This is a genomic window from Exiguobacterium sp. S22-S28, from assembly GCF_043359615.1.
GTDB lineage: Bacteria > Bacillota > Bacilli > Exiguobacteriales > Exiguobacteriaceae > Exiguobacterium_A.
Genome location: NZ_JBHFFC010000026.1, coordinates 374699 through 393171 on the forward strand (window position 1 = coordinate 374699; position 18473 = coordinate 393171).

Sequence of the window (18473 nt, forward strand, 5' to 3'; positions counted from 1 at the left end):
ACATGTCAGTCCGTCATTTTTCTGATCCACTTATACCGTCACATCCGGTAACCGGGCCGCCATCAATTTTTCGATTGCCGCTTCATCCCCTTGTTGCAGCAATTCGACGATTTTACTGCCGACGATGACACCGGCGACGCTTGCACTCAATTGACGGACGTGCGCTGGTGTACTGATCCCGAAACCGGCTAAAACCGGAACCGGACTGAGTTGTGCCACGTTCGCCAAGTGTTGCTCGAGTGCATCATCGAAGTTCGTCTGTCCCCCTGTCGTTCCGTTGACCGTCACGGCGTAGAGGAATCCTTCACTGTGCGTCGCGATTTTTTCAATCCGTTCCATCGGACTTGTCAGCGACACGAGTTGAACCAGCGCGATGTCCTGTTTGTTGCGACCGGCAAAAAACTGATCGCTTTGTTCGAGTGGTAAGTCCGGAATGATCAGCCCGTCGACACCAACTTCGCGGCAGGTTGCGAGAAACGAATCAATGCCGAACCGGAAAATCGGGTTCAAGTACGTCATGACGACGATTGGAACGCTTGTCGACTGACGCGCAATCCGGATCGCTTCCAGCACATCCTTCAAACTGATCTGTTGTGCCAACGCCCGGAGTCCCGCTTCTTGAATGACCGGACCATCGGCGACCGGATCAGAAAACGGTACACCAACTTCGATCGCTGTCGCGCCGGAGCGTTCGAGGAACGCTAAGATGTCCGGTAAACGGTCGATGCCTCCGTCGCCTCCCATGACATACGGGATAAAGGCTTTTTCACCACGTTCGTTGACTGTACGGATCGCTTGTTCTAATCGCATCATGCTTCCCCCTTTAAGGCGTTTCTGACGGTCATGACATCTTTATCGCCGCGTCCGGAGAGACAGATGACAACGACTTCTTCCGGTTGCATCCCTCTTGCAAGTTCCGTCGCCTGCGCGACCGCATGGGCCGACTCCAGTGCCGGAATGATGCCTTCTTTTTGACAGAGCAGTTGCAAGGCATCGAGTGCCTGTTGGTCCGTCACGGCCTCATACTGAACACGACCGATGTCTTTTAACAGACTGTGTTCCGGTCCGACTCCCGGGTAATCCAATCCGGCCGAAATCGAATGGGCTTCCGTGACTTGACCATGATCATCTTGCAACAGGTACATCATCGATCCGTGCAGGACACCCACCTCACCTTTTGACATCGTAGCGGCGTGTTTTTCCGTGTCGAGTCCGCTTCCGGCTGCCTCGATGCCGTATAACGCCACTTCCTCATCATCGATGAATGGATGGAACATGCCGATCGCGTTACTCCCGCCTCCGACACAGGCGACGATGGCTTCCGGTAACTTGCCCTCTTTTTCAAGGATTTGCGCCCGTGTCTCTTGACCGATGATGGCTTGGAAATCACGGACAATTTCCGGGAACGGGTGTGGTCCGAGAACCGATCCCATCAAGTAGTGCGTATCGTCGACATGTTTGACCCAGTAACGCAACGCTTCATTGACAGCGTCTTTTAACGTCCGGCTCCCTTGGGTTACAGAAATGACTTTGGCACCAAGTAACTCCATCCGGAAGACGTTGAGCTCTTGCCGGCGGATGTCTTCTTCACCCATGAAGATGACACATTCGAGATCAAGCAAGGCACAGACGGTCGCTGTCGCCACACCGTGTTGTCCTGCACCGGTCTCCGCGACGATTTTTCGTTTCCCCATCCGTTCAGCAAGCAGGGCTTGACCAATCGTATTGTTGATTTTATGTGCGCCGGTATGGTTCAAATCTTCACGTTTCAGGTAAATTTTGGCGCCGCCGATCGCCCGCGTCAAATGTTCGGCATAATAAAGCGGTGTTTTGCGACCGACGTAGTTTTCGAGTAAATCATTCATCCGTTCGTGAAATGCCGGATCTTCTTTCACCTCGGCATAGGCTTGTTCGAGCTCAAGGACGGCTTGCATCAACGTTTCCGGGATATAACGGCCTCCGTAGATTCCGTATTGTCCCAGTGCATCCGGTTGTGAATAACGTGTCATTTAAAAGTCTCCTTTACGGCATCATGAAATGCCTGCATTTTTTTCGTATCTTTTTGACCATTCGTTTCAATACCACTCGAGACATCGACGGCAAACGGTTCATAACGTTCAATCGCTTGTTTGACGTTGTCCGCCTGCAGACCACCTGCGACGAATATCGGTTGATCCGCTTGTAAGTCCGTCGTCCAATCAAACGGTTGCCCGCTACCCGCTTCGGGTGCATCAAACAAGACAAAATCCGCTTTCGGATGAATCGCATCGATGGCATCCGCCGGGAGCGCCTGAATGATCGGCACCCGTTTCTCGCGGTACAGCTCGTCCGCAACCGGTCCGTGGAGCTGGATCATGTCAAGCCCGACCTGCTCAACCGCTTCCTCGATCTCTTGTTGCGTCGGCGAGACGAACACACCCACGACTTGAATCGTTTCGGGAATCTTTGACCGGAGCGTCGCTGCTTCCGCCAGTGTCACTTGACGTTTGCTCGGTGCAAAGACAAACCCGATATAGTCGGCCCGGTCAACCGCGTAGTGCACATCTTCCATTCGTTTCAGCCCACAAAATTTAATGCGTGTCATGTTTGGCTCCACTGACAGCTTGAATGAAATCAGCCGGATCTTCCGCCCGCATCAAGGTTTCGCCGATTAAAATCCCATCCGCTCCCGCTGCGTGCAACATTTTCGCTTCCTCGACCGTCTTGATCCCACTTTCGCTGATATACCGGACATCCGGTGACTTCGTCTTCAGCAACGCAAGCGACGTGTCGAGACTTACTTCGAATTTCTTCAAGTTCCGATTGTTGATGCCAATGATTTTTGCCTGCAACCGTTCCGCTCGCTCGAGCTCCGTCGCATCATGCACTTCGACCAAGACTTCAAGCCCGCTTGCATAAGCATAGTCATACAGATCGTGTAGTGTGTCATCATCGAGTGCCGCGACAATCAACAGAATCAAACTTGCGCCGTGTGCTTTCGCCAGATCAATTTGAATTCGGTCAACCATAAAATCTTTGCAGAGGACAGGCACATCGACGGCTGCGGTGACGGCTGCCAGATCTTCCATACTCCCTTTAAAATACGTCTGGTCCGTCAAGACCGAGATGACGGTCGCGCCGCTGGCGGCATACCGTTTCGCCTGCGCCACCGGATCGACGTTTAATGAGATGTCGCCTTTTGACGGTGAGGCGCGTTTGATTTCCGCGATGACGGATAAATCGGTCCCGCCAAGTGATTGATGGATTGATGGATTTAACGGACGATGCTCCGCCGAAGGAACCCCGGTCATTTTCAATTGTGCGACTTCCAGTCGTTTCGTATCGATGATACGGTCTAAGATATTCATCCGATTGCCTCCTCTTGTTTCATCCGTTGCAAGTATTGTAATTTTTCAAGTGCCCGACCGGAGTCGATGCTCTCTGCCGACCGTTCGATTCCTTCCCGAATCGTTTGAACGCGTCCTTCAGCGAACAAGGCGATTCCGGCATTGAGTAACACCGTATCGCGGTATGGACCGGCTTCTCCCTGCAAGACCCGTAAGAGAATGTCCGCGTTTTCCGCAGCTGTTCCGCCGCGGATGGCTTCGATCGGCGCGACCGATAAACCCACTTCCTCCGGATGGAGACTGAAGCGGATCAATTCGCCTTGGTCGAGCAGGACCAGTTGGTTCGTTCCGGCTAGTGACGCCTCATCCATCCCACAGGCTCCGTGAAGCACGATCGCACGTTTTCGTCCGAGTCGATGCAGTGTCAAGGCCATCGTTTCGAGCAAGTCTTCCCGATAAATGCCGAGTAACTGTGTCTTTAGCGGCACCGGATTCGTCAACGGTCCAATCAGATTAAAAATCGTTGGAATCCGTAAGTCGCGGCGTACTTTCATGATTTGTTTGACACGGGGATGCATCCGTTGAGCGAATAAGAAAGCGATCCCGTTCGTCTCAAGCAATGCCGCCAGTTCTTCCGGTGTCTCATCTAACTTCACACCGAGTGCTTCGAGCACATCGGCACTGCCGGTTTTACTGGAAACACTCCGGTTTCCGTGTTTCGCGACCTTCGCTCCGGCGCCGGCTAGTACAAATGCAGCCGTCGTGCTGATGTTAAACGACTGGGAGCCGTCGCCCCCCGTACCGCAGTTGTCGATGAAATCCGTTCCCGTCACCGGAATGTCGAGTGCGACTTCACGCATGATCGAGGCCAGACCTGCTAATTCTTCTGCGGTTTCCCCTTTGGCTTTTAAGGCGACGAGAAAAGCGGCGATTTCGCTGTCCGTGACATCCGTCGCAAACAATTGGCGCGCAGCCTGTTGCATTTCTTCATAACGGAGATGGTTGGCATTCGTTAACTTCGTCAATACGTCCTTCATTCCTGTCACTCCTTCGTCAGTTCGATAAATCGTTGAATCATCTGTTGCCCGAGTGGTGTTCCGATCGATTCCGGGTGAAATTGAATCCCGTAAGTCGGATGGTCACGGTGTTCAAGCGCCATGATCGTTCCGTCTTCTGTCGTGGCGGTGATGTCCAAGACGTCCGGTAAAGTGGTCCGCTCGACGATCAAGGAATGATACCGCATGACGTCCAGTTGTTCCGGCAACCCTTCAAACAACCGTCCCGTTTGTCGGATGCTCGATGTTTTACCATGGCGGATTTCTGCTGCTTCAACGACGCTTCCACCAAATGCTTGCCCGATGGCTTGATGTCCGAGACAAACACCGAGAATCGGAATTTTCCCGGAATACGTCCGGATGACGTCAAGACATATCCCGGCGTCGTTCGGGTTTCCCGGTCCCGGTGATAAGATGATGCCTGCCGGATGTAATGCGGCAATTGCACTCACCTCAATCGCATCATTGCGGATGACTTGTATTTCATCATACGCCGCAGCGTATTGATACAGGTTATAGGTAAAGGAATCATAATTATCGATCAGTACAATCATTTCCAAACCTCCAGTAAGGATTTCGCTTTATGCAAGGTCTCCTCGAATTCCAGGACAGGATCGGAATCATAGACTATACCCGCTCCAGCTTGAACGTACGCTTTTCCGTCTTGGATGACCATCGTCCGGATCGCCAGAGCAAAGTCTAAATTCCCGCTGACATCAAAATAGCCAACCGCCCCGGCATACACTTCCCGTTTTTTCGTTTCGTATTGATTGATCAACTGCATCGCACGAATCTTCGGAGCACCCGAGACCGTTCCGGCCGGTAAGCAGGCGACGAGCGCATCGGCTCCCGTTTTTCCTTCGGCGAGTGTCCCTTCGACGACAGAAACGAGATGCATGACATTTTTGAAGCGTTCAATCTCCATTTCCCGTGACACATGGATGCTTCCGACCTGACATACTTGACCTAAATCATTTCGTCCTAAGTCGACGAGCATCCGGTGCTCGGCTTGTTCTTTTTCATCGTGTAGCAATTCGTTGGCGAGTGCTTGATCCGCCTGTTTCGTTTTTCCACGCGGTCGTGTTCCGGCAATCGGATTTGTCGTCACGTGCCGTCCTTTGACTTGAATCAAACTTTCCGGCGACGCACCCAGCACGATCACTTCTCCTAAATCGATGTAAAAGAGGTACGGACTCGGGTTGTCCTGCCGGAGTTTCCGGTAAAAGTGGAACGGATCGCCGACGAAAGTCGCATCGAGTCGTTGCGATAACACGAGTTGGAACACATCCCCTTGCCGGATATGTTGTTTCGCCTGTTCAACCAACGAAAGAAACGCCTCTTTTTCGATTTGCGGTTGGTAGACGATATTTTCAAGCGGACGCTCCATCCGTGTCCGTTCACCGGTACGTTCCAGCTGTGCTTTACGTTCATGGAGTCGCCGGGACATCTCTTTCCGGTCCGTCAGTCCTCCGAGTGACGTCTGGATCAAGTGGACCCGGTGTTCCAAATGATCATACAAGATGATTTCGTCATACACGGCAAGCAAGGCATCCGGCAAGTTCCGGTCACTGTCCGGCACGGCACCGATGTTCTCATAGGCGCGAATCGCATCATAACCGACATAGCCGATGGCGCCACTCAGGAACGGGAAATCTGTTTCGGTAGCCGGACGGGTGACTGCTTGTTGTAAGAGTTGAACGGGGTTCCCCGTCATCGCATGCGTCTCTCGTGTGTGAAGATTTTGCCGTGTCACCTGATTCCCTTCCGCCCGAAGCAATTCGACCGGGTTGACCCCGATGATCGAGTAGCGGCCGTTGTCTGCGCTCGCCGAGCTTTCAAGCAGACATTTCCGGTCCCCTTCGAGATGTAAAAAAATCGAAATCGGTGTCAGTTCATCTCCGTTCATCTCCAGTTGTTCCATTATCAATTGTTCTGTCTCGATCATCCTGTTTCGCCTCCTGATATAAAAAAAGTCCTCCATACAGCAAATATGCCGTATGGAGGACGATAGACTCGCGGTGCCACCTCACAATTGGAACAAACTCTGTTCCCTCTCTTCCGATGCGTCTTGACGAGACATCGTAGCCTAAGATAACGGGGGCTTCCGTCATGACCTACTTACCGTTCAGTCCTGCTCTCATGAGACCATTCATCAGACATCGTTGTACGGAAGTCCCACCTCTCTCCCGCTCTCTGGAACAACGATTCGTCTAATTACTTAACTCATTCATCGATTTACTTATTTAATTGAATACGAAAAGGGTCTTCTCGCCCATTCATGCTAAACATGAAGGACGGGAAGACCCGCGGTACCACCTTCGTTGACTATTACTAGTCCCCTCGAACGAACCGGTTGCCCTGATTCGTCGTCCTCGATAACGGGAGGTAACCGTCAGAGCCTACTGTAAGTTCGGTCTGATGCTCAGAAGCCCATTCACCTGTTTCCCGATACTGATTCGCACCACCCATCAGCTCTCTTGAATCGTTTCATAGGTTACTTTTCTTCGTCATTGCGTCTGTTTTCTTTAATTGTTTTTTATGTTACGTGGGAAACCGTTTTCTGTCAATAGATTTGTATCGATCAATATAAAGACAACTGATTCGGATCAATCGATTCAAGTGACTGTTTGACCGTCTGCAGGAATTGCCCCGCAACGAGTCCGTCAAGCACCCGGTGATCAATTGACATACAGAGATTGACCATGTCGCGTGCTGCAAACATGCCATTGACCCAGACAGGACGTTTGACGATCGATTCGACTGACAAAATCGCCGCTTGTGGGAAGTTCAAAATCGGTGCTGACTGAATCGATCCGAATGATCCAGTGTTGTTGACCGTAAATGTTCCACCCTGCATCTCGCTTGACGACAACTGGCCGGCTTGCGCCCGTTTGCCAAAGTCATCGATTGCCCGGGCCAGTCCTTTAATGCTGAGCTCGTCGGCATTTTTAACGACCGGTACGAATAACGCTTCTTGCGTCGCGACAGCCAGTGACAAGTTGATCGCTTTTTTCTGGATGATCTTGTCGCCTGCCCAAGTTGAATTCATGATTGGATGTTTTTTTAGACCTTCGACCGTCGCTTTCATGAAGAACGGCAAGAATGTTAATTTGACACCTTCTTGTTTAAAGAAGGCATCTTTATGACGGTTCCGGGCTTCGACCAGATTTGTCACGTCGACTTCAATCATCAACCAGGCATGCGGTGCTTCCTGTTTCGAGCGAACCATGTTCGTTGCAATGGCCTGACGGACACCAGCCGTCGGAATTTCGATATCTCCGGCTTCTGTCGTGCTCGTCATCGGTTTAGCTGTTTGAGGCCGCGCGACTTGCGTCTGTTCTTGTCGTTCCGGTTGAACTTCCGTTTTTGCTGCCGGAACCGATTGAATCGTCGGCGCTTCGACGGTATCCGGCTGACGCGTTTGTCCCGTTTCAATCACTTTCAAGATATCTTTTCGGGTAATCCGTCCACCGGCTCCTGTCCCCGTCACTTGTTCGAGATCAATCGCATGTTCAGCTGATAACTTCAACACAGCAGGTGAATAGCGTTTTTTCATCGATTGGTCACTTGAGACCGGTGTTTCTGCAACCGCCGGAATGGCTTCTTCCGTCGCCGCGACTTCTGTCGATCCGCCGCTGACCTGCAGGGTGACGATCGCTTCTCCGACTTGCAGCGTGTCCCCTTCTTCTGCGAGAAGTTGATCGATGACACCGTCAAACGACGACGGAACTTCCGCCGTGACTTTATCAGTAATGACTTCTGCAATCGGATCATATTTTTTGACCGTATCGCCTGGTTTGACGAGCCAGAGGGAAATCGTCCCTTCCGTTACACTCTCACCAAGTTGTGGCATCGTTAATGTTTCGGTTTTCATTGACGTTTCCCCCTTAGTACGCGTGTAGCGTCCGGATTTTATCTTCAATTTTTTCACTCGAGACGTTAAAGAATTTCTCCATCGTCGGTGCGTATGGCATCGCCGGTACATCCGGACCACACAATCGTTCGATTGGCGCGTCGAGATCAAACAACGCTTCTTCCGCAATGATCGCTGACACTTCACTCATGACACTGCCTTCTTTATTGTCCTCTGTCACGAGTAAGACTTTCCCCGTTTTCCGGGCTGCTGCGACGACCGCTTCCCGGTCAATCGGATAAACGGTCCGTAAATCCAAGATATGGACATCAATGCCGTCTTTCTCAAGGCGTGCTGCCGCGTCAAGGGCGAACTGGACGCAAAGACCGTACGTGATGACGGTCAAATCTTCACCTTCCCGCTTCACATCGGCTTTGCCGATTTCGACGATGTAATCCTCTTCCGGAACTTCGCCTTTCAAGAGACGGTATCCGCGTTTATGTTCAAAGAACAAGACCGGATCATTCGAACGGATGGCTGCCTTCAGCAATCCTTTTGCATCGTATGGATTAGACGGAATGACAATTTTTAAGCCCGGTGTCGAATTGAACATCGCTTCGACAGATTGCGAGTGGTAGAGTGCACCGTGAATTCCGCCGCCGAATGGTGCCCGGATAACAATCGGACATGACCAGTCATTGTTCGAACGGTAACGGATTTTTGCCGCTTCACTGACGATTTGGTTGACAGCCGGCATGATGAAATCAGCGAACTGCATTTCAGCAATCGGTCGCATCCCGTACATCGCAGCACCAATTCCGACACCGGCGATTGCACTCTCAGCGAGCGGTGCGTCGATGACGCGTGCTTCACCGAACTGTTCGAGTAAGCCTTGTGTCGCCCGGAAAACACCGCCGCGGACGCCGACGTCTTCTCCGAGAACGAAAACCGATTCATCGCGTTCCATCTCTTCCTTGATTGCGCTGTTGATTGCTTCGATTAAACTTAACGTCGTCATTTCGTTTCCCCCTCATCGTACACGTAACGGAGTGTGTTTTCAGCTGTATCGTAGGCTGCTGCTTCCGCATAAGCCGTCGCTTCATCGACTTCTTGCTCAAGTTTCGACTCGATGTCTTGTGCCGTTTCTTCCGTCAAGACACCCATTTGAATCAATTTTTCACGGAACAGTTTGACCCCGTCACGTGTTTTTAGTTCAGCCAATTCTTCCGCTGAACGATACGATTTATCATCATCATCCGATGAATGGGGTACAAGCCGTTCGACTTCAACCTCAATCAACGTCGGACCTTCACCACGAAGACCACGTTCACGGGCTTCCTTGACGGCTTTATAGACAGCAAGCGGATCAATACCGTCAATCGTCACACCCGGCATACCGTAACCGATTGCCCGGTCGGCGACGTGCTTCGCCGATAATTGTTTCGAGAGCGGCGTCGAAATTGCATATTTGTTGTTTTCACAGAACAGGATGACCGGCAGTTTATGAATGCCGGCAAAATTTGCGCCTTCATGGAAGTCGCCTTGGTTCGACGAACCTTCCCCAAACGAGACATAGGCTACAAGCGGTTCTTGACGCATCTTCGCAGCTAGGGCAATCCCAACGGCATGCGGGACTTGCGTCGTCACCGGGCTAGATCCCGTGACGATGTTGAGGGCACGTGACCCGTAATGGCCAGGCATTTGACGTCCGCCTGAGTTCGGATCTTCCGCTTTGGCGAATGCTGACAACATGATGTCCCGCGACGTCTGACCAAAATGTAAGACGACACCAAGATCGCGGTAGTACGGCAAGATGTAATCTGTTCCTTTTTCAAGGGCGTACGCCGCACCGACTTGTGCCGCTTCCTGTCCTTGACAGGAAACGAGAAACGGAATTTTTCCCGCTCGGTTCAATTTCCACATCCGTTCGTCAATCTTCCGTGCCCGGACCATCGTTTCAAACATTTGAATCGCGTCTTGCTCCGTCAAACCCAATTCGACGAGTTCTTTGAATTCTATTTTTTCCATCTGTTTTTCCTCCTTAGGCGTGAACCGCTAATCCGTCAACTGCGAGTGCTGCCTCACCGAATGCTTCTGAAAGTGCCGGGTGTGGGTGGACAAGCTGTCCGACTTCCCATGCCGTGGCATTCAGGACAAGTGCCAAACCACCTTCACTGATTAATTCAGTCGCTTTTGGTCCAACAATATGGACCCCGACCAAATCGTCCGTTTTCGCATCGGAAACAAGTTTAATGAATCCTGCTGCTTCGCCTTCAATCCGCGCTTTTCCGAGACCGTTAAACGAGAACATTCCCGTTTTGACATCGAGCCCGGCCGCCTGTGCTTCCGCTTCTGTCAAACCGACGGAAGCCGCTTCCGGTACACTGTAGATACAACGGGGCACAAACGCATAGTTGAGTGGCGTCGTCGAACCGTTGACAATCGTCTCGACCGCTTTTGCACCTTCTGCCGACGCGACGTGCGCCAGTTGCAAGCGCCCGATGACATCACCAATCGCAAAGATATGGTTATCCTTCGTCCGGAATTCATCATCCACTTGGATGAAGCCGTTCTCAACGACGATGTTCGTGTTTTCAAGTCCGATGCCCTCAACATTCGCCATCCGACCGATCGCGACCAACAACTTATCTGCAGCAAGCGTCGTCTTGTCGCCATTACGGTCGACATCAATCGTCACACCGGACTCGGTCAGTTGGAAACTGTCGCTTTGTGCCGCTGCGCTCGTCATAATCTTGACACCACGCTTTTTGAGCTGACGGGCAACTTCCCGGCTGACAGCTTGATCTTCCGTCGGTAAAATCCGCTCGCTGAATTCGACGACTGTGACAGCAACGTCAAAGTCCGTCAACATCGATGCCCATTCAATCCCGATCACACCCCCACCGATGATGACGATCGATTTGGGTAAGGCGTTCATATCGAGTGCCTCATCTGAACTGAGCACATACTCGGAATCAAATGCCAGACCTTTCAACGGACGTGGGCGTGAACCGGTCGCGACAATCAGCTGGCGCGGTAAAATCAACTCTCCGTCGCCTTCTTCCGGCTCCACGCTGATCGTTCCCGGCATCGGTGAAAAGATGCTTGGTCCAAGAATCGAACCGCGACCATGAAAGACTTCAATTTTTCCTTTTTTCATCAGATGATGTATCCCGGATTCGAGACCATCGATGATGTCTTGTTTCCGTTGTTTGACCTGTTCGAACCGTAAAAACGATTCCGGTACGTCGACGCCATATGTAGCGGCGTGTTTAACTGTCTGATAGACTGCGGCCGACTTTAAAAATGCTTTGGATGGAATACATCCACGATGCAGACAGGTTCCCCCGAGTTTTCCTTGTTCTACGATTGCTACCGTCTTCCCGGCTTGGGCAGCACGAATTGCTGCGACATACCCACCGGGACCACCACCTAGGACAACGACGTCGAATTCTCTAGCCATGTTAGTTCGCCTCCATATTCCTTCACTTGTTCCTCTTGACGCAGGACACGTAACACGCCTTCTGCGAGCGCACGTAACTCATCTTCCCCCGGTATCCGGATGACAGATCCGAGATGTGCAATCCGTTCTTCAATCGCTTTTGTTAATCGGTCACTGTATGCGAGTCCACCCGTTAAGATGACAGCATCGACTTGACCATATAAAACAGCACTTTGGGCCGCGATTTCTTTTGCAACTCGATACGCCATTGCGTCATATAATAAAGCAGCTTTTTCGTCGCCATCGTCAATTCGGCGTTCGATTTCAACCGCATCATATGTGCCTAAGTGCGCGACAAGTCCGCCTGATCCAACGACCAGACGCTTCATATCTTCGAGTTTATACTTGGTACTATAACATAGTTCTACTAGTTGACCAACAGGCAGAGATCCGCTTCGTTCCGGTGAAAAAGCACCTTCTCCGTCCAGTCCGTTGTTCACATCGATCACACGTCCATTCAGATGGGCGCCAACTGTGATCCCACCGCCCATATGAGCAACAATCAGCCGCAATTGCTCGTACGGCGTCCCAATCTCTTTCGCATACCGCTTCGCGACTGCTTTTTGATTCAAGGCATGGAAAATACTTTTTCGTTCGAGTTCAGGTAAGCCTGTAAGGCGGGCAATCGGCTCCAGTTCATCTACGACGACTGGGTCGACGATGAATGCCGGAATCGAGAGTGTCTGACCAATCTCATCGGCGAGCAGACCACCGAGATTTGAAGCATGAACGCCAAACGTTCCGTTCAACAAATCCTCACGCATTTCTTGATTGACCCGATACGTCCCGCTGACGAGTGGACGAAGCAAGCCGCCGCGACCGACGATAGCCGTAAGCGCTTTCAATTCAATCTGTTCTTGTGCCAATACATCAAGTACGACTTGGCGTCTGATGTTCAGCTGATCTGAAAGCGGTCCTCCGACCGCTTCAGCTGAATGGCGCAACGTTTTTGTAAACACTTGCTCTGTTCCATCAAAGATTCCAATTTTCGTTGAGGTTGAACCCGGATTGATGGTTAAAATACGTTCGCTCATTAAAATCCTCCTCTAATTTAACCGCGTGATCCCAAAATGTTTTTATCGCGACGTAAAAACTGGCTGCGGGCACTGCCCATTGTCGCAATCCGTTCTTCCGCCATCTTTTCAGCTGCCCGGTACGTCGGCAGATGATCACGTTTTGCAATCTCAATGACTTTTGCTACGGCATCATAGACCAGTTCAACTTTTTTCATCGCGCGCTCACGGTTGTATCCGTCGAGTTCGTCCGCAACATTGATGACACCACCTGCGTTGATGACGAAGTCCGGTGTATAAAGAATGCCGCGTTCTTGGAGCATGTCACCATGACGGTCTTCTTTCAGTTGGTTGTTTGCAGCACCGGCGATGATTTTGACTTTTAGTTGTGGAATCGTCTCGTCATTTAATGTAGCGCCTAAAGCACACGGTGCAAAGATATCAGCATCGACGCTGTAGATTTCATCCGGTCCGACAACGAGTGCACCGAATGCTTCTTCCGCACGACGTAACGCATCTTGGTTGATGTCTGTCACGATTAATTTTGCGCCTTCTTCGTGCAGGTGGCGGCATAAGTTAAAGGCAACATTACCAACGCCTTGAATCGCGATCGTTTTTCCACTGAGCGAATCGGTACCATACACTTCTTTCGCTGCTGCCTTCATCCCGCGGTAAACGCCGTATGCCGTAACAGGTGACGGATTACCACTTGATCCGAATGCCGGACTGACTCCTGTTACAAAATCCGTTTCCATATGGATATAATCCATATCGGCGACTGTCGTGTTGACGTCTTCCGCTGTGATGTAACGTCCGTTTAACGACTGGACATAACGACCGAACGCACGGAATAACGCTTCTGATTTTTGAGTCTTCGCATCACCGATGATGACTGCTTTCCCGCCGCCCAAGTTGAGACCGGCTGCCGCATTTTTATACGTCATGCCTTTTGCCAATCGCAGGGCATCAATCAGTGCTTCTTCGTCAGACGCATAGTTCCACATACGGAGTCCACCGAGTGCCGGGCCGAGTGTCGTATCATGAATCGCGATGATGGCTTTTAAACCGGAGACTTTATCGTGACAAAAAACGACTTGTTCGTAATCTTCCATTGTCATCGTTTCAAAAATACTGAATCGTGCTTCTACATTTGTTTCTACCATTATGAGTTCCCCCTTAGATTGTTTGTTTCACACGTTTTGTAGGCTGAGCATTGAGTAAAGCAAATGCCAGTGAATACAACTTTGCTTCTGCCGTATCGGCTCGGCTCGTTAAGACAACAGGCGCTTTGGCCCCGACCAAGATAGCGGCAACCGAAGCTTGCGCAAAATACATCAATGATTTATAAATTACGTTTCCGACCTCAATTTGTGGCACGACGAGAAGATCCGCTGCCCCCGCAACGTCTCCTGTCAGTCCTTTTTGTTTCGCGGCTTGTAAATTAACGGCATTATCCAGTGCAAGCGGACCGTCTACAAGGCAATCCTTGATTTGACCGCGCCGGTTCATCTGCGTTAATAAAGCCGCATCAATGGTCGCCTGCATCGTCGGATTCACGACTTCAACGGCTGCAAGTACTGCAACTTTCGGCAAAGTATAGCCGATTGCTCGAAGTGCAGTCACCCCGTTCTCAATGATATGAACTTTATCCTCGAGCGTCGGAGCGATGTGAATCGCCGCATCCGTCAATCCAATTGCCGTCTCCCGTCCTGGCACTTCAAACAGTGCGACATGAGACAACACATTTCCTGACCGTAAACCCATTTCCTTGTTTAAAACGGCTTTCATGAATGTCGCCGTCGGAACAAGGCCCTTCATCAAGACATCCGCATCTCCTTTACGGACAGCATAAGCGGCTCGCTCTGCTGCTTCTTGCGGTGTCGCGGTATGCGTGATTACAAACTGTGACTCACTTAAGCATCGTTCTTGAATCATTTTTTGAATCCGTGTCGCATCCCCGAACAAATGAAAACGTGCTAAATCGTTTTCCATTGCCAACGCCACGGCATCCATCACTTCTGCATCATCTGCCGATGCGATTGCAACGACCGCGTCCTCAAGTTGTGCGGCTTGTTGAATCATTTGCTCAAACCTCAAGTGATTACCCCCTTACCTGTCGTTCTCTTTTTTAATAGCAATTTTCATGCCAGTTTTAGACTCACGTCGTACCAACATCTTTCCTTTTAATTTTGCATGGAACTGCATTTTTTGCAATATTTTGCACGCAATAAATTGCAAATCAACAACGAATATTAAATCGTTCGACTTTATAGTACAGAGCGCGTAAGGAAATTCCGAGCTGTTTGGCAGCTTCCGTCTTGTTTCCGTTCACAACATCAAGCGCTTCGCGAATCAACTGTTCTTCCACGTAAGACATCTCGTCTGACAAATGTTTAATTTCTTTTTTGGGGCGTGCCGATCGTTTGATTGGAGACGTCGGAACAACCAATTGCAGATGACCTTTTCGCAATACTTGTTCCGTTTTATCCGTAAAGATCAATGCCCGTCCAATGACATTCTCCAGTTCCCGGACGTTGCCTTTCCACGCTTGTTTTCGGATCGCCTCCAGCGCATCTTCCGAAATACGTTCCACGGACCTTCCATAACTTTGATTCAGTTTACGGAGCAGATGTGTTGCTAACGGCGACAGATCGTCCGGACGCTCACGCAAGGCCGGGATGTGAATCGGCAATCGATTAATCCGGTAGTATAAGTCTTCTCTGAATTCACCGGTAATGATTTTTTGTTCCAGATTTGCATTTGTCGCGGCGATAATGCGGACATCCACCGGGACGGCTTTCGTTCCGCCGACCCGAACAACTTCGTTTTCCTGCAAAACCCGTAACAATTTAGCCTGCACATCAAGCGGCAATTCACCAATTTCATCTAAAAATAACGATCCGCCGTGCGCCTCTTCAAAATACCCTCTTTTCCCGCCGCGGCGTGCTCCTGAAAAGGCCCCGTCTTCATATCCGAATAATTCGCTCTCAAGTAAACTTGGAGCAATCGCTGCACAGTTGACGCGGACAAATTGTTCATATTTCCGGTCACTCGCCGCATGGATTGCATGGGCAAATAATTCTTTTCCCGTCCCCGATTCACCGCGGATTAACACATTGACCGGCATCGTCGCAGCCAGCTTTGCCTGATCGACGACAAAACGCATCGACTCACTTTCAGCAATAATGTCATCAAATGTATATTTCGCTTCAAGCGTCCGGATTTTTTGTTTCGCTGCTTTTAATTCTTTAGTTAATGCTTTCATTTCCGAAATATCACGAATGACACCAACTGATCCACGGACTCGTCCGTCGACAACGACGGGAGCCGCATTCACAATAATATCCCGTCGGTCTTGACCAATCTTCATCCGGGCATCCCGGACGCTTTCGCCCGTCTCAAGCACACGTAAATGAACCGACTCCTGCATTCCAATGTCAGCACTTGCAGGTTTACCGATGACGTCATCCTCTGTATATCCAGTCATTCGGGTATAAGCGGGATTAATCAACATCGTTTCACCTGCCTGGTCGGCGACTGAAATGGCTTCGCTTGTACAATGAATGATGGCTTCGAGCATCCGTTCCTTTTCGGCCAGACGTTCAAGTAAGACACGGACAAATTCTCCCGGTAAAACCGCTGCTTCCGGAAAATAATGGATCAACTGTTCCAGCACACCGTGTTCTCCGGTGGCGTCAATAATAAAATCAATGGCTGTACCTTGAAAAGCCGTCCAAGTCTTTTCGACACGGATCTGCCCGCGCTTTGCAAGATGAACGCCAACTGCGTCTTCATCTGGATCAACTACCCCGATAACCGTCAATAAAGGCGAGCGTTGAAAAGCATGCAACACTTCTGTCCCGCCGCGCCCCGCACCAACAATCAAAAGATGATGCATTCTGATTCCCCCTTTGAAACTGCTTACATTTCTATCCTACCCGTATTAAAACAGGAGGGCAAATCCAATTCGCAGTCTTATTCATTTTCTGATACAATACGCTTGGAAAGGGGTCACAGTCATGCGAATCATCGGTTTATTATCTTTATTCATTCCAGGTGTCATCGGCGCCATTGGCATCAAGTTGATGCGGGACAGTGTTTTCCTAAAAGCTCAGTTCCCCTTCCGGTATCTAGGGGATTCTGCCTATGTATATGTACTGCAAGGGTTCACCGGCTTAATCTTAGCCATCGGCGGGATCGGCTTCGTCGCCGGCTATGTCTTTTATCGTGATCGGAAACGAGGCAAGGTTTCCGAACGGTATCAAAAAAAATAAGCACACAAAAAGGTCCCCATCTCTTGAACTCATTTCAAGCGCGGGACCTTTTATTCATATAAAGTTGGTTTCACTTACGGATGAACTCCTCTCATAGTAGAACTATTCGTGTACTTCAAAACCATAGGTTGTCCTCTTAATGAAGAGGTTGAAAGAAATCAGATTTGGCTATCGAGCGATCGATAGAAAGATGAAGCTACTCCATTATCTGACTTTACTTGGACCTAGGTGAAGCATAATGTCATCCGCTTGACGCAGTCGATCATTCGGTTGCTAACATTCACTGCTAGACAACACTCCTTTTCACGAACTGTACTTATTGCTTGGTCTTGCTTGGTCTTGCTTGGTCTTGCTTGGTCTTGCTTGGTCTTGCTTTGGACACTTTTACGTTACCCCTTCACTTTTCCCTTGCTTCGAAATCGTGAAGTCTCACATCAGTTTAAGATCACCGATCTAAAAAAGATATGAATCGCCCTGATAAGAAATCTATCAAGAGAATGTTGTCCATCATTCTTGAGCCGTTTACAGGTGGCGACCTGAGATGAAATTTGTTGAACGGTTTTCCGGGAACCAATTCGACTCGACGTTCATCTGACGTCTTTCCAAATCATTTGGTACCTTTATTATAACAAACATTTTAGTTTATGCAACATTTATTTAATGAATATTTAGTATTTTCTATATAAAAAGACAGACGGCTCGGTACTATGTACTCCGAGCTATCCGTCTTTTTTGTTTACGATCCATTCATGTGGTTGGAAACATAGGAAATAAATTCTGAGTTTTTCGGACTTTTTTGTTGTTCAATCCGACCAGTGAACAAGTTGTGTTCACTCATGCCTTCTTTCCACGCTGACTTAATCGCGTGACGCATCGCCCGTTCGACACGTGAAGAGGTTGTCTGATGTTTTTTTGCAATCATCGGATATAACTCTTTTGTGATCAGACCTAATAAATCTTCCCGTTCCAACACCATCAAGACCGCATCTTTTAAATACGTAAACCCTTTGATATGCGGAGCGATTCCGATTTCCCGTAATGTCGTTCCGACCTTTGTTTCGACCGGCTCCACTTGATTCGTCTGCACTCCATGAACGACAAGACGAATTTTATTAACGAGCTGATCAAGGCTGAACGGTTTTAATAAAAAGTAAGCAGCCCCGAGTGAAACAGCTTGTTGCGATACTTCATCTTTACCAAAAGCACTTAACATGATAACAGCCGGGCTGTTCTCATGATTCATCAAAGCCTCTAAAACTCCCAGTCCGTCAAGATGCGGCATGATGATGTCGAGCAACAAAACGTCTGTCTCGACGTGTTGCAATTTCTCAAGACAACTTTCGCCGTTATAAGCGACACATACTACTTCCATATCTTCCTGAAGAGATAGATGTTGGCGAATCAATTCGACCATTTCTCGGTTATCATCTGCAATCCCGACTCTAATCAA

The 18473-nt window shown here is 49.8% G+C and carries 17 protein-coding genes and 2 other annotated features; of the genes, 1 reads left to right on the plus strand and 16 read right to left on the minus strand.

The genetic code is table 11. The features are described from left to right. Positions 1-30: 30 nt before the first annotated feature. From trpA to ACHA8N_RS08610, 15 genes are all read right to left on the minus strand, one after another. Entirely contained in the window at positions 31-810 is a 780-nt protein-coding gene (gene trpA, locus ACHA8N_RS08540) for a tryptophan synthase subunit alpha (protein WP_393965439.1), read from the minus strand. Next, positions 810-2009, minus strand: a complete 1200-nt coding sequence (gene trpB / locus ACHA8N_RS08545; RefSeq protein ID WP_026833537.1) for a tryptophan synthase subunit beta — start codon at positions 2007-2009, stop codon at positions 810-812. The genes trpA and trpB overlap by 1 nt, the downstream gene beginning before the upstream one ends. Next, positions 2006-2584, minus strand: a complete 579-nt coding sequence (locus ACHA8N_RS08550) for a phosphoribosylanthranilate isomerase (protein WP_393965440.1) — start codon at positions 2582-2584, stop codon at positions 2006-2008. Before ACHA8N_RS08550 ends, trpB begins: the two co-directional genes overlap by 4 nt. Further along, positions 2571-3347 carry an indole-3-glycerol phosphate synthase TrpC gene (gene trpC, locus ACHA8N_RS08555; protein ID WP_393965441.1) on the minus strand — a complete coding sequence of 259 codons (777 nt, stop codon included), beginning with the start codon at positions 3345-3347 and terminating at the stop codon, positions 2571-2573. The genes ACHA8N_RS08550 and trpC overlap by 14 nt, the downstream gene beginning before the upstream one ends. Continuing rightward, the gene (gene trpD / locus ACHA8N_RS08560) at positions 3344-4363 is read right to left on the minus strand and encodes an anthranilate phosphoribosyltransferase (protein WP_026833540.1); all 1020 of its coding nucleotides are present in this window, start codon (positions 4361-4363) and stop codon (positions 3344-3346) included. Before trpD ends, trpC begins: the two co-directional genes overlap by 4 nt. 5 nt (positions 4364-4368) lie before the next feature. Then, on the minus strand, positions 4369-4935 hold the full coding sequence (locus tag ACHA8N_RS08565) for an anthranilate synthase component II (RefSeq protein WP_393965442.1): 567 nt from the start codon (positions 4933-4935) through the stop codon (positions 4369-4371). Further along, entirely contained in the window at positions 4932-6326 is a 1395-nt protein-coding gene (gene trpE, locus ACHA8N_RS08570) for an anthranilate synthase component I (protein ID WP_393965443.1), read from the minus strand. Before trpE ends, ACHA8N_RS08565 begins: the two co-directional genes overlap by 4 nt. A gap of 52 nt (positions 6327-6378) precedes the next feature. Next, positions 6379-6621: a binding site (T-box leader), on the minus strand. A 47-nt stretch (positions 6622-6668) separates the two neighbouring features. Beyond that, positions 6669-6901: a binding site (T-box leader), on the minus strand. A 61-nt stretch (positions 6902-6962) separates the two neighbouring features. Further along, the gene (locus tag ACHA8N_RS08575; protein ID WP_393965444.1) at positions 6963-8255 is read right to left on the minus strand and encodes a dihydrolipoamide acetyltransferase family protein; all 1293 of its coding nucleotides are present in this window, start codon (positions 8253-8255) and stop codon (positions 6963-6965) included. 13 nt (positions 8256-8268) lie between these two features. Continuing rightward, on the minus strand, positions 8269-9252 hold the full coding sequence (locus ACHA8N_RS08580; protein WP_028106745.1) for an alpha-ketoacid dehydrogenase subunit beta: 984 nt from the start codon (positions 9250-9252) through the stop codon (positions 8269-8271). Further along, complete coding sequence (locus ACHA8N_RS08585; RefSeq protein ID WP_147511801.1) at positions 9249-10262, minus strand: thiamine pyrophosphate-dependent dehydrogenase E1 component subunit alpha; 1014 nt, start codon at positions 10260-10262, stop codon at positions 9249-9251. The genes ACHA8N_RS08580 and ACHA8N_RS08585 overlap by 4 nt, the downstream gene beginning before the upstream one ends. 13 nt (positions 10263-10275) lie before the next feature. After that, positions 10276-11697, minus strand: coding sequence for a dihydrolipoyl dehydrogenase (lpdA, locus tag ACHA8N_RS08590; RefSeq protein WP_147511802.1), 1422 nt, complete (start codon positions 11695-11697; stop codon positions 10276-10278). Then, on the minus strand, positions 11667-12770 hold the full coding sequence (buk, locus tag ACHA8N_RS08595) for a butyrate kinase (RefSeq protein WP_147511803.1): 1104 nt from the start codon (positions 12768-12770) through the stop codon (positions 11667-11669). Before buk ends, lpdA begins: the two co-directional genes overlap by 31 nt. A 17-nt stretch (positions 12771-12787) precedes the next feature. After that, a complete protein-coding gene (locus ACHA8N_RS08600; RefSeq protein ID WP_393965445.1) occupies positions 12788-13912 on the minus strand; it encodes a Glu/Leu/Phe/Val family dehydrogenase in 1125 nt (374 codons plus the stop codon). A 13-nt stretch (positions 13913-13925) separates the two neighbouring features. After that, entirely contained in the window at positions 13926-14846 is a 921-nt protein-coding gene (yqiS, locus tag ACHA8N_RS08605; protein WP_147511805.1) for a phosphate butyryltransferase, read from the minus strand. A 142-nt stretch (positions 14847-14988) separates the two neighbouring features. Next, positions 14989-16647 carry a sigma 54-interacting transcriptional regulator gene (locus ACHA8N_RS08610; protein ID WP_393965446.1) on the minus strand — a complete coding sequence of 553 codons (1659 nt, stop codon included), beginning with the start codon at positions 16645-16647 and terminating at the stop codon, positions 14989-14991. 121 nt (positions 16648-16768) lie between these two features. On the opposite strand from ACHA8N_RS08610, the gene ACHA8N_RS08615 reads away from it, so the two are divergent. Continuing rightward, the gene (locus tag ACHA8N_RS08615) at positions 16769-17023 is read left to right on the plus strand and encodes a DUF2627 domain-containing protein (protein WP_147511807.1); all 255 of its coding nucleotides are present in this window, start codon (positions 16769-16771) and stop codon (positions 17021-17023) included. 736 nt (positions 17024-17759) lie between these two features. On the opposite strand, the gene spo0A is transcribed toward ACHA8N_RS08615, so the two are convergent. Beyond that, on the minus strand, positions 17760-18473 hold the full coding sequence (gene spo0A, locus ACHA8N_RS08620; protein WP_147511808.1) for a sporulation transcription factor Spo0A: 714 nt from the start codon (positions 18471-18473) through the stop codon (positions 17760-17762).